The organism is Mycobacterium sp. DL440, from assembly GCF_011745145.1.
Lineage (GTDB): Bacteria > Actinomycetota > Actinomycetes > Mycobacteriales > Mycobacteriaceae > Mycobacterium.
Map to the genome: position 1 here is coordinate 427,562 of NZ_CP050191.1, position 13,133 is coordinate 440,694.

Consider the following 13,133-nt stretch of genomic DNA (forward strand, 5'->3'; position numbering starts at 1 on the left):
GAATCGCCGTGGCGAGTCGTTGGAGGGCGCGCGGCCGTCAATCGCGGGTTCTTCAGGTCGGACGGACAGGGGCCGCGTGCGGAGAACGACTTTACAAATCTGCCTCTAAGTGTCACGCTGGGTGGGTAGGCGATCCTGTCCTCTCGTGGAATCGCGCATTTGCCCACACTCCCAACCGAGGTGAACGATGTCGGTGCTCAGCTCATTCGAAGGCCGCACCATGGTGGTCTCCGGCGGCAGCCGGGGAATAGGTCTGGCGATCGGCCTTGGTGCCGCACGGCTGGGTGCGAACGTCGTTCTACTGGCCAAAACCAGTGACCCGCATCCACGTCTACCCGGAACCGTGCATACGGCGGCGCTGCAGGTTGAGGAGGCGGGCGGCCAGGCCCTCGCTGTGGTGGGCGATGTGCGCAGGGAGGACGATGTGCAACGCGCGGTCGATGCGGCAGTCGACAGGTTCGGCGGAATCGACATCTGCGTGAACAACGCGAGCGCCATAAGCACGGAACGCACAGAGGAACTGTCCGCCAAGAAGTTCGACCTCATGCAGCAGATCAATATCCGAGGGACATTCCTGCTGACGAAGGCGTGCCTGCCGCACCTGCAGCAGTCGCCGAATGCCCATGTCCTCACGATTGCTCCACCGCTGAACATGAATCCGTACTGGCTGGGTGTGCATCCGTCGTACACATTGTCCAAATACGGGATGACTCTGCTGTCGATGGGGTGGTCAGCCGAATATGCCGGGGCGGGAATCGCTTTCAACTGCCTCTGGCCCGAGACGTACATCGCGACAGCAGCAGTGGCTAACTCTGCCGACGGGCAGGCGATGCTGGCTTCCAGCCGCAGTCCTCAGATCATGGCTGATGCGGCGGTCATCGTGTTGTCACAGATGGCGACTGGCGAGACCGGCCGTTGCTACCTGGACAACGAAGTGCTCGCCGGGGCCGGGGTCAGCGATCTGTCGGTATATGGCGGCGGTTCCGCTCCAATCATGGACATCTTTGTCGACAACGCCGATTCCGAGGAAAAGGTGGCACCCGCATGGCAGTAGGAGCGTTGAGCACGCCGTCGCGCACGAGAGGTCGACGAACGAACGCCCAGATGGAGTCGGTTGTGGTCTCGCGTTATGAGCTGATCGTGCTGGGGACCTCCGCTACGGACGTCGTCTGTTCGGTAGGTGGCCGGATCGCCGACCGGGCCATGTCGGGATGGGACGTGACGGTGTTCCTACCGAATGTCAGTGATGACTGTCCCATTCGAATCCTCGGCGCCAAGGTCTTGCCGCTGGACAAACTTGCGACGGCGGCTTCTGCGCAAGGACCGACCGCGATCGCAATGGCCTACGAATTGGTGTCAACAGATCGTCGTGCGCAACGCTACCTAACCGGTCGCTTCGTCAAACCTCCAAAGGAGGTGACGCTTTGGGGTTCGCTTCCCTCGTCCGCTGCCAACGACTGGGTGACCGCGCGACACGTTGCCAGCATGTCCGGTCGCGCTTTCAAAGCCCACGCCATGGCGGCCGCTTCGACCACGACGGTCTCGCGGTCCGAGTCCGAGGTGCTGCATTCGCCGGCGAGTAGTTCACCTGGGGGCCGCCGCGCCTGCCTGCGCGCGATACCGGCCACCCTGATTCCGAACGAGCCGCCGGTGTCTCGTCCGCTTCGATCAACGTAAACCGACCGACCTCACAAACGAGCGTGGATACATGACGACGTCCTTTACCGTCAGCGCAGTGGTAGATGCCGTGGCATCAGCCATCCCAGACCGCGAATACCTGATCCAGGGTTCGCACCGATTCACCTACCGCGATACCGCGGAGCGATCGCGTCGACTGGCGGGCTATCTGCACTCGCGTGGGCTCGGCTGTCATACCGAACGCTGCGAATTGGCGAATCACCAAGTCGGTCAGGACCTGCTCGGCATCTATGCCTATAACGGAAACGAATACGTCGAAGCGATGTTGGCGGCTTTCCGTGCTCGGGTGGCACCGTTCAATGTCAATTACCGGTACGTCAGCGACGAGTTGCGCTACCTGCTGACTGACTCGGGAGCAACCGCGCTGGTATACCACTCGGCATTCGCACCCGCACTGGCAGGCTTGTTACCTGACCTGCCCCAGCTGAGGATACTGATCCAGATTGCTGACGACTCCGGTAACGAACTGCTCCCTGGTGCCGTCGACTACGAGACGATCGTCGCCGAAGCCTCCCCGGTTGCCGTGGTGGATACCGATGTGACGCCCGACGACCTCTACGTCCTTTACACCGGAGGTACGACCGGCCACCCCAAGGGGGTTCTGTGGCGTCAGCACGACATCTTCGTTTCGGCGTTCGGCGGCCGGAACTTCCTCACCGGGGAAATCGCACAATCGTGTGAACAACTCGCTGAAGCGGCCGCTGCGAACCCGGGCACCAAGATGCTGGTCCTCCCTCCGCTGATGCACGGCGCCGCGCAGTGGTCTGCGATGACGGCGTTCACGACCGGGCAGACGGTGGTATTCCCCACTTCGGTGCAGAGCATGGACGCAGACGAAGTCGTGCGACTCATCGAGGAGGAAATGGTCCTGTCGGTCACCGCGGTTGGTGATGCGATGGCGCGGCCCTTCCTGGATGCCGTCGGTAGATCCGATGCTGATCTGTCGAGCCTGGCTGTCTGGGCCAACGGTGGCGCCGCATTGACGCCTGCGGTCAAGCAGCGGCTACTCGCGCGCTGGCCGAGTCTGTTGGTGGTGGACGGAGTTGGATCGTCGGAAACTGGTCAGCAGATGAAACAGCTGACCACGGTAGATACCCAGGCTTCCAATACGTTTCAGCCGGGCCCGGACACCTGCGTGGTTGCTGAGGACCTCACCTCGTTACTCGAGCCCGGCCATGACTGCAACGGCTGGTTGGCGCAACGGGGTTGCGTGCCGCTCGGATACAAGGACGACGCGGTCAAATCCGCTGCCTCATTCCCGGTGATCGCCGGCGTCCGTTATTCGACCCCTGGTGATCGCGCGCGACTGCTCGCCGAAGGAACGATCGAACTACTTGGACGCGACTCGGTAACCATCAACTCCGGCGGAGAGAAGATCTTCGCCGAAGAAGTCGAAGCCGCGATAGCTTCGCACTCAGCTGTCCAAGACGTTGTTGTCGCGGGCCGACCTAGCTCGCAGTGGGGCCAGGCGGTCGTGGCCATCGTGTCAACGGTTGCAGGCAGCGCAGTGACAGCATCCGAGCTCATCGACCACGCTGGACGATCGATTGCCCGCTACAAGTTGCCGAAGGCGGTGGTCTTCTGTAATACGGTCGAGCGCAGCCCCTCAGGCAAGCCGGACTATCGATGGGCCCGCGAGCAGGCGCAGGCGGTCCCCGCCTCCTGAATGACGGCAGAGATTTTGTGCCGGGTGCCAGGATGTTTCCCCGGGGACAAGCGCCACTTTACAGAATGCGGCGAAACTGTCACGCTGTCTACTGGTCGCGTTGTCGGTCAAAAGTTGAGAAATGTCCGATCTGAGATTCGCGCCGGCGTGGGCTGGCCGCTACTCTCCAAGCCTCGAAGGTGTGTGATGGCACGACCGCCGCTGGTGTTCGATCCGTTCTCTGAGGATTACTTCAACGATCCGTATCCGACGTATGCGCGCATGCGCGACGAGGCCCCGGTTTACTACAGTGACCAGTACGACTTCTACGCGCTGAGTCGCCATGAAGACGTCGCGCGAGCATTCAAAGACTTCGAGACGTATTCCTCTGCTCGGGGAGTGACCCTGGAAGAAATCCAGTCCGGAACGCACTCCCACAACCAATCCATCATCTGGATGGATCCTCCCGAGCACCGCAGGATGCGCAGTTTGGTCAACAAGGTCTTCACGCCGCGGGCCATTCAGGCTCAAGAAGCGATCATCCGGCAGAAGATCACCGACTTCCTTTCGCGTGTGGATCCGCGGCGGTTCGACGTTGTCGCCGATTTCTCGGCGCTGTTCCCCGTCGAGGTCATTACGACAATGCTCGGTGTTCCTGAAGCCGACCGTCAGAATGTCCGCGTTTGGCTGGAGACATCATTGGAGCGTCCGCCGGGTCGGATGACCCAGAGTCGCGCCGGCAACGATGCCATGATGAAAACGGGCGCCCTGTACTACCGCATCATCCAGGAACGCCGCGTCGAACCCCGCGACGACATGATCAGCCGATTGTGTACGGTCGAAGTCGATCGCGAAGACGGCACCCGCACCGGTCTCGACGATGTCGAGATCGCAGGATTCTGCACACTTCTGGGCGGGGCAGGCGCTGAAACCGTCGCCAAGCTACTGGGCACCGCCATCGTGGTCTTTTCGCGTCATCGCGATCAATGGGACCAACTGCGCGCAGACCGGGACAAGATCCCCGCAGCGGTCGAGGAACTGCTGCGCTTCGAGGGGCCAATACAGTACGACTGCCGCTATGTGACGAAAAATGTTGAAATACACGGGAAGACGATCCCGGCGGGCAGCGCCGTCATGCTCCTCGGGGCAGCTGCAAACCGGGATGATCGCGCATTCGCCGAGGCCGAAACGTTCGACATCAACCGGGATCGCAGCCAGGCGCAGAATCTCGCCTTCGGCTACGGCATACACAGCTGCCTGGGTGCTGCGCTGGCACGTTTGGAAAGTGCCATTGCGCTTGACTATCTACTCGACTTGCTGCCCAGTTACGAAGTCGACTATGAAGGCCTCAGGAGAACCAACATGACCAGTGTCAACGGTTATGCTGCCGTACCCATCCGGGTGGCCGTCGACCACTAGTCGTCGTAACGGAATAGCCGATGGACGCTTTAGGGGCACGACCCCGGCACAGTCATTCTGCGGTCGGACGAGGCGGTGTTGCGCAACGGATTGCACGCCTTCTGGCTGCCAGTCTGCTGATCTTCCTTGTTCAACCGATCGCGCCATCACACGCTGATGGAAACGACTGGGGACTCAATGGCACTTTTCGGGCCCAATCGAATGGGGAATGGGCGCAGACCAACGACAGTTACCGCGACGAGCAGACCGTCATCGCGACCTGGACCGTCTCAACGACATGTACCACTCGTTTCGATTGCGTCGGTGACGTTGCCAGCAACCAAGGCTGGACGGCTCCGCTCTACACCAAGTCGGGCACCTTCTATGTCAAACACATAGTCCCACAATGGGAGCCGTGCCCAGATGGCAGTAGATCAGACGGTCTGCAAGTGTTCCACTTCTACCCGGCGCGTCCTGATGGCAATGGGGACATGACGTCGACGGAGTTGTTCATGGGTGAAGACACCACCACCGGTATCAGTGGCGCGTGTGGCATCAGCAAGCCGCTCGTGGTGAAAATCCCGTTCAAACTGGCCAAGGTCGGCTGAACCCAGCCGCTAGCGACAGTCGGCCGTCGATCGCCGTATCGGACAGAGTCTCACCCTTGTCCGATATGCAACCCTGCGTAGGTCTTCGTATCGCCCCGCCTGCGCAGACTTCCCTCTTTACAAAACTCCCGCAAAGTGTCACGGTGTGCGATAGGAAATTTCATCGGACATTCGATGCGATTTGTCCGAAGCGCTTGTTTGCTTCCGTCTCGTGCAGGCGCGCTGAACTGGCTATTGGAGGATCGTGGAGGCTAGCGTCTCACCCGCTCGGTCGGCGGCTTCCGAAGCAAAGGCTCGTTCCTACCTTCGGCCGGCGCTGGGCGCCGCAACGGTAGCTATCGGTGTCGGCGTCGTTGCCGTCGCGGCGTTGATGTTCCAGGGAAAATTCGAGACCACTGCTGCCTTGACTGTTGTTTCTCAGCGTGCCGGGCTCGTGATGAATCCCGATGCCAAAGTGCAACTCCTCGGCGTCGATGTGGGTCGGGTCGAATCCATCGACGTGCGGCCCGACGGCCAGGCTGTTCTCAAACTGGCCATGCACCCCGACGTCCTGAAGCAAATACCCACCAACGTCGGCGTCGACATCTCCTCGACGACCGTGTTCGGCGCGAAGTACGTCCAACTGGTCCCGCCGCCGAACCCGTCTTCGCAGTCGCTTTCACCCGGAGCAGTCCTCGCCGGCGACCACGTGACCATCGAAGTCAACACGGTGTTCGAGCGGTTGAACCGGGTGCTGGCCAAAGTCGACCCACCCAAACTCAACGAGACTCTCGGCGCCTTGGCGGCCACCTTCGACGGCCGCGGTGAGCGGGCCGGACAGACTTTGTCGGACCTGAACCGCTTCCTCGGGGCGCTCGAGCCCAGCCTCGATGACCTCGACCGAGACCTGCGCGAGGCACCAGGGGTGCTCACGTCATACGCCGACGCGGCTGAGAACCTCGTTACCACCGCCGACAATGCCACCCACCTCGGCGATACGATCGTCGACCGCCAGCAGGACCTTGACGCCTTGCTGCTGAGCACGATCGGGCTGGCCTCGGCCGGTGACGAATTCCTCAGTGCCAACGGGGAACCCCTGGCCAATCTGCAACGACTCCTGGTCCCCACCACGACGCTCACCAACGAATACAACCCAGCGTTGACGTGCGCGCTCCAAGGCCTGGCCCACATTCAGCAGTCATCGCCGCCGCTGGAACTTCCCGGTGTCGTCGATTCTGTCGGCCTCACGCTGGCACGCGAGCGGTACCGCTATCCGGATGACTTACCAAAGGTTGCCGCCAGCGGAGGCCCACACTGCGCCGACATGCTCATGCCCGCGGTGCCTGCGAACACCACCCCGCCGTATCTGGTGGTAAACGACGGGGCGGACCCCACTCGGTACGGCAATCAGGGCATCCTGCTGAACTCCGACGGGCTCAAACAAATGTTGTTCGGCCCTATCGCTGGGCCTCCCCGCAACAGTGCTCAAATCGGGCAGCCAGGATGAGTCCGACCGTTCGCACCCTGTTAAAGTTCGGGTCGTTCGCGCTGGTGATGGCGATACTCACGACACTTCTGTTCATGACTTTCGCGGAATACCGTTCGGGACCCACCACCGGCTACTCGGCAATATTTGCCGATGCGTCCCGGCTGAAGTCCGGTGATTCCGTGCGCGCCGCGGGCGTGCGGATAGGCACGGTGCGTTCGGTAACGCTACGAGCCGACGATCGCGTGCTGGTGACCTTTGATACCGACCGCAACATCGCATTGACCTCAGGCGCGACCGCGGCCATCAGATACCTCAACCTCGTTGGTGATCGGTACCTGGAACTCGTCGACAGGCCGGACTCCACCAGAATCCTGCCCGCTGGTGCGCAATTGCCTGTGGATCGCACCATGCCTGCGCTGGACCTGGATCTGCTACTCGGGGGCCTCAAACCTGTGATCGCTGGTCTCAACCCTCAGGACGTCAACGCCCTGACCACCTCGCTGCTGCAGGTATTTCAAGGACAAGGCGACACTCTTCAGTCCTTGATGTCACGGGGATCCTCCTTCGCCAACACTTTGGCCGACAACAGTCAGGTCATCCAGCAAGTCATCGACAACCTCAACACGATGGCAGGCACACTCGCCCAGGATGGCGATCACTTCTCCCGGACGCTCGACCGGCTTGAGGTCCTGGTCACCGACCTGGCGCAGCACCGCGATACCATCGGCTCGGCTGTCGACGCACTGAGCAGTGGGACAACCACACTGGCGGATCTACTGACCAATACCCGGGCGCCGCTGGCCGGAACCGTCGAGCAACTCGAGACGGTGTCGAGCCATGTGGTGGGAGACATGCCGACACTCGATGTTGCGTTGCAACGCGCCCCCGACAACTATCGCAAGCTGGTTCGGCTCGGTTCGTACGGCGCCTGGCTGAATTACTACATCTGCGGAATCTCATTGCGGGTCACCGATCTTCAAGGACGCACCGCTGTCTTCCCGTGGGTGAAGCAGGATGTGGGAAGGTGCGCCGACAGCTGATGCTCAAGTATCGAGGGTCTCAACTGGCACGCGCCGGATTCATCGGTGTGGTGGTGCTGCTGCTTGTCGTCGCGGTCGGTCTGCAGCCGGAGCGGATCACGGCATGGGCGAGATCGATGAATTACCAGGCGATCTTCGCCGACGCCGCCGGTCTTGCGGCCGGCAATGCTGTGACACGGTCCGGAATCAAGGTAGGCGAAGTGGACGCGATTTCCCTGGAAAAGGGGAAAGCCCTGGTCACCTTCTCCGTCGCCGCCCAGTTCCCGCTCGGATCGCAGACGACGGCACACATCCGCACCGGAACTTTGTTGGGAGAACGTGTCTTGACGGTTCAGTCTTCGGGAAGCGTGCGGATGCGCCGAGGCGATGTCATCCCACTCACGAGAACCTCGTCGCCGTACTCGCTGACCGATGCGGTCGGCGATCTCACTCAGAACACGGCGGCGACCAACACGGACACGCTCAACCAGTCGCTGCAGACGTTGGCCTCCACTCTCGACCAGATCGCCCCTCAACTCGGCCCCACCTTCGACGGGTTCGCCCGCCTGTCCGAGTCGATCAATGCGCGCGACGAGAACTTGGACGATCTACTCAAGAGCGCCGCCGGCGTGACCGACGTACTGGCCCAACGCAGCGACCTGATCAACACCATGCTCCTGAACGCCAACGACCTGATCGGCGTCCTCAACGACCGCCGAGAAGTGATCGTCGCGTTGCTCGCTGGAACCGCGAATCTCGCACAACAGATCAAGGGCCTGGTCAATGACAACCGTGCCAAACTCGCGCCGACCCTGGACAAACTGAACGCCGTGGCCGAAATGTTGGAGAAAAACCGGGACAACATCAGCAAGGCGCTACCGGGCCTGGCGAAGTACCAGCTCACCCAGGGGGAGGCGGTATCGGGAGGGTTCCACTACGACGCGTTTGTCGCAAACCTGCTGCCCTCTCAGATGCTTCAACCTTTCCTCGACTACGCTTTCGGGTTCCGGCGAGGCGTCGATGCCGGCCAGCCACCGGACAACGCCGGCCCTAGAGCCGAACTTCCACTGCCCTACAACGGGATTCCTGGGGGATCTCGGTGACGCGCCGTCAAATGCGGATCCTCGCCGCGACGCTGTTGGCTGCGGTGCTCGTCGGGTCGGCGGTCGTCGTGGTCACCCGCGCTGCAGTCCGCCACACCATGATTGCGGCGGTGTTCGCCAGCGCCACGGGTATCTACCCTGGCGACGATGTCCGGGTAGCCGGAGTCAAGGTCGGCACCATCAAGTCGATCACCCCCTCGGGAGACCACGCCAACTTCACTCTCGACATCGACCGGGGCGTTCCGATTCCAGCCGACGTCAAGGCGGTCGTCGTCGCCTCGAATCTCATCTCGGCGCGCTACGTTCAGCTCACACCCGGCTACGAAGACAGCGGACCCACACTGGCCGATGGATCGACGATTCCGCTCGAACGCACCGCGGTACCTGTCGAGTGGGACGAGGTCAAAGCCCAGTTGACTCGACTGGCAAGCGATCTCGGCCCGCATGGCGGTGTCGACGGAACCTCGATGGGGCGGTTCATCGAGAGCACCGCTAACGCAATGGAGGGCAACGGCGACAAACTTCGCCAAACCTTGGCGCAATTGTCGACCCTGGGCCGCGTGCTTGGTGCCGGTAGCAGCAATATCGTCGATACGGTCAAGAACCTCCAGATCTTTGTCACTGCACTGCGTGACTCCAATGCGCAGATAGTGCAGTTCGAGGATCGGTTCGCGACGTTGACCAGCGTGGTGAACAACAGTCGAACTGACCTCGACAATGCCTTGGCCTACTTGTCGGAGGCACTCGGCGAGGTGAGGCAATTCGTCGCAGATACCCGCGACAAAACTTCCGAGCAGATCCAGCGACTGTCCCGGATCACCCAAACGCTGTCGGACCAGAGAATTGACGTGGCCAACATCCTGCATGTTGCGCCCAACGCATTCTCTAACGCGTACAAGATCTTTCATCCTGACAACGGCGCCAACGTCGGCGCGTTCGTGATGAACAACTTCTCGAATCCCGTCGGATTGCTGTGCAGCAGCATCGGTGCCGTCGAAAATGCAACAGCGCCCGAAACGGCCAAGCTCTGCGCTCAGTACCTCGGACCTGCACTGCGGCTGCTCAACTTCAACCACCTGCCATTCTCGGTAGCGCCGTACCTGATGAAATCACCGAGTCCAGACCGGATCATCTATTCCGAACCCGGTCTGGCGCCGGGAGGCGGAGGCGTCGGTGAACCCGAGCCGGAAGCCGCTCCGGCGGTGTCGGCCTACACAGGCGTCGGGGATGTTCCGCCGCCGGCAGGCTGGGAGCAGTTAGTGGCGCCGCCAGGGATATTGGCCCCCAACGGATTGCCCGCCAACCCGTCACCCGCGTTGTTGCCTGCTGGTCCGCCGGCGGCCGAGCCGGGAAGTTCCGAGGACACTGTGAACGGCGTACCTTCCCCATGAAATCGAGCAGAATCATCCGCGCCGTCATGGCGATGAGCACTGCCGTACTCGCAGTTAGCGGCTGCGCCTATCACGGTCTGAATTCGCTACCCTTGCCCGGGGCGGTCGGGCGCGATAGTAGCGCCGTTAGCTACCGCGTTGAGATTGCGAACATCGCCACCCTGGAGCCGAACTCGCCGGTGATGGTCTCCAATGTGGTCGTGGGCAGCGTGTCCGCAGTGAGGTTCGTGAACTGGCACGCCGAGGTCGATGTCGCGGTACAGCCCACTACGGTGGTGCCCGCCAACGCTGTGGCGACCATCGGCCAGACCAGCCTGCTGGGTTCCATGCATCTGGCCCTGGACCCACCGTTGGGGCAGCCTGCATCCGGCCGGCTGACTCCCGGCGCCACTATCGCACTTGCTCGTTCATCGACTTATCCCACCACCGAGCAAACGTTGTCGTCGCTGGCCGCAGTGGTCAACGGCGGCGGGCTCGGCCAGATCGGGGACATCATTCATAACGCCAACCTGATGGTTCACGGACGAGAAGGCGATCTTCGCGAACTGCTCGACAGGATGAACAGCCTTGTGGGCGTACTAGATTCACAACGAGACAGCATCGTCGGCGCGATCACGGCACTGAATCGACTCGCCGGCGCCTTTGCGAATCACCGCGACGTACTCGACCGAACCCTCCAGAAACTTCCTGCGGCACTCGATGTGCTGGTTCGTGAACAGCCCAAGTTCATCACAGCTTTGGACAAGTTGCGATCTTTCAGCGACTCCGCAGTGCGCGTCGTCAATGCCACCCAAGACGACTTGATCACAAACCTGCGCAATCTCGAACCAACCCTACGCGCCCTCGCCGACGTCGGCCCCTACCTCGACACCGCGTTGGCCTACGCGACGGTCTATCCATTCGGGCAAAACCTCATCGACCGAGGCTTGCACGGGGACTACATGAACCTTTTCGCCGTACTCGACCTCACAGTGCCCCGCCTCAAGCGCACCCTGTTTCTCGGAACTCGGTGGGGCGATCCGAACGCCCAGCTGGAACCCGCACCGGGAGAGCCCTACTACCGCAGATACTCCTACGACCCACTCAACGCCCCACTGTCGGCACAAGTGTCTGCACCGGATGCACAGGCACCGATGCCCACAGTCACCGACCCGGTGGTGCCGTTCTCGCCGCCACGGTTCGGCGCACCGGAGCAACCTCCGGCACCGCAAACCCCACAGCAAGTTTTTGCCGGCCCGTACGGCCCGCCGCCGAACCACGAGTCACCACCGGAAGAAGGTCACGGCTGATGCTCACTCGCCTGGTCCGCGCCCAACTCGTCATCTTCGCCATCGCCGGCATCGTCGGGTTGACCGTGATGACGGTCAATTACCTGCAGGCACCCACCCTCCTGGGACTGGGACGCATCACAGTCACAGTGGAGTTGCCGCGATCTGGCGGCCTGTACCGGTTCAGCAATGTCACCTATCGCGGTGTGCAGGTCGGAAAGGTGACCGACGTATCCGTCCACGACGGCAAGCGGGTGGAAGCCACGTTGTCGTTGCAGGGCACAGCACGGGTCCCCGTGGACACGACCGCAGCGGTCAGGAGCATGTCGGCGGTGGGGGAGCAGTACATCGATCTGCAACCACACGACGAATCCGGTCCTTACCTCACCGACGGATCGACCATTCCGGTTGAGCACACGACGGTTCCCCAGCAGGTCGGGCCAATGCTCGACCAACTCGGTGCACTCGTCGACAGCATTCCCGGAGACAGGCTCGGCGATATGCTCAACGAGTCGTTCAAGGCGTTCAACGGTGCGGGCTACGACTTCGGGTCGCTACTGGATTCCGCTGCCACACTCACCCATGACCTCAGCGGTATCGGTGAACAGTCCAGGACGCTGGTCGCCGACAGCCGGCCGCTACTCGACAGTCAAGCGCGGGCGTCCGATTCACTGCGAAGCCTTGCGCACAGCATCGCGGGAATCACCGATCAGGTCCGGGTAAGGGATACCCAGGTGCGAACGATCCTCGCCCAAGGGCCCGCGACAGCCGACGAGGTTTCCCGGCTGCTCACCCAGATCAAACCCACCATGCCGGTGCTACTGGCCAATCTGATCACCGTCGGCCAGGTGGCGGTGACGTATCACCCGTCGTTGGAACAACTGCTCGTTCTACTGCCGCCTGCGATCTCGACCACCCAGGCTTCCAGTGCCAAGAACAACCCCACGGGTCTGCCTTTGGGGGACTTCGAACTTTCGGTCAATGACCCACCTGCGTGCAATGTCGGCTTCCTGCCCCCGTCGCAGTGGCGCTCGCCCAATGATCTGAGCGACATCGACACACCCGACGGCCTGTACTGCAAGCTTCCGCAGGATTCTCCGATCAGCGTTCGTGGTGCACGCAACTATCCCTGTATGGGACAACCGGGCAAGCGTGCACCTACCGTCCAGATGTGTGAGAGCGATCAACCCTTCATGCCGCTGGCGATGCGCCCGCATGCGCTGGGCCCTGGCCCGATCGATCCGAACCTGCTCGCGCAGGGAGTCGCGCCCGACAGTCGCGCCGAGACCGACCAGAACACGTTCGGTCCGTTGGAGGGCACACCGCTCCCACCACCGGCTGGAGCATCTCCTGGTGTTGCGCCATCGGGTTTTTCACCGGCAGCAGCCCAAAAACCTTCGGTGGCCATTGCTCGGTACGACCAGACCGGAACGTATCTGGGGCCGGACGGGCGCCTCTACCGGCAGACCGATCTGAGCGGCACAACAACCGCGTCGCGCTCTTGGACCGACTTGGTGATGGCACGGGCGTGATCC

11 protein-coding genes are annotated in these 13,133 nt (G+C 61.9%); all 11 read left to right on the top strand.

Annotated elements, in window-relative coordinates; all coding sequences use genetic code 11:
* Positions 1-187: 187 nt before the first annotated feature.
* The 11 genes from HBE63_RS02120 to HBE63_RS02170 all read left to right on the top strand — a co-directional run bounded on the left by HBE63_RS02120 (position 188) and on the right by HBE63_RS02170 (position 13,130).
* Entirely contained in the window at positions 188-1,054 is an 867-nt protein-coding gene (locus HBE63_RS02120; protein WP_166902860.1) for an NAD(P)-dependent oxidoreductase, read from the top strand.
* A gap of 50 nt (positions 1,055-1,104) precedes the next feature.
* Positions 1,105-1,677, top strand: coding sequence for a hypothetical protein (locus HBE63_RS02125; protein WP_166902862.1), 573 nt, complete (start codon positions 1,105-1,107; stop codon positions 1,675-1,677).
* A gap of 31 nt (positions 1,678-1,708) precedes the next feature.
* Positions 1,709-3,364: an acyl-CoA synthetase gene (locus HBE63_RS02130; protein ID WP_166902865.1), complete on the top strand. Its 1,656-nt coding sequence runs from the start codon at positions 1,709-1,711 to the stop codon at positions 3,362-3,364.
* A 186-nt stretch (positions 3,365-3,550) separates the two neighbouring features.
* The gene (locus tag HBE63_RS02135; protein WP_166902867.1) at positions 3,551-4,762 is read left to right on the top strand and encodes a cytochrome P450; all 1,212 of its coding nucleotides are present in this window, start codon (positions 3,551-3,553) and stop codon (positions 4,760-4,762) included.
* 20 nt (positions 4,763-4,782) lie between these two features.
* Positions 4,783-5,349 (top strand): hypothetical protein, encoded by a 567-nt coding sequence (locus tag HBE63_RS02140; RefSeq protein ID WP_243858459.1) that lies wholly within the window; start codon positions 4,783-4,785, stop codon positions 5,347-5,349.
* A 244-nt stretch (positions 5,350-5,593) separates the two neighbouring features.
* Positions 5,594-6,835 (top strand): MCE family protein, encoded by a 1,242-nt coding sequence (locus HBE63_RS02145; protein WP_371814895.1) that lies wholly within the window; start codon positions 5,594-5,596, stop codon positions 6,833-6,835.
* Entirely contained in the window at positions 6,832-7,857 is a 1,026-nt protein-coding gene (locus HBE63_RS02150; protein ID WP_166902869.1) for an MCE family protein, read from the top strand. Before HBE63_RS02145 ends, HBE63_RS02150 begins: the two co-directional genes overlap by 4 nt.
* Positions 7,857-8,939, top strand: a complete 1,083-nt coding sequence (locus HBE63_RS02155; protein WP_166902871.1) for an MCE family protein — start codon at positions 7,857-7,859, stop codon at positions 8,937-8,939. Before HBE63_RS02150 ends, HBE63_RS02155 begins: the two co-directional genes overlap by 1 nt.
* A gap of 11 nt (positions 8,940-8,950) precedes the next feature.
* Positions 8,951-10,330, top strand: a complete 1,380-nt coding sequence (locus HBE63_RS02160) for an MCE family protein (RefSeq protein WP_166909269.1) — start codon at positions 8,951-8,953, stop codon at positions 10,328-10,330.
* A gap of 32 nt (positions 10,331-10,362) precedes the next feature.
* Positions 10,363-11,619 (top strand): MCE family protein, encoded by a 1,257-nt coding sequence (locus HBE63_RS02165; RefSeq protein ID WP_243858460.1) that lies wholly within the window; start codon positions 10,363-10,365, stop codon positions 11,617-11,619.
* On the top strand, positions 11,619-13,130 hold the full coding sequence (locus tag HBE63_RS02170) for an MCE family protein (protein WP_166902875.1): 1,512 nt from the start codon (positions 11,619-11,621) through the stop codon (positions 13,128-13,130). Before HBE63_RS02165 ends, HBE63_RS02170 begins: the two co-directional genes overlap by 1 nt.
* Positions 13,131-13,133: the final 3 nt, after the last annotated feature.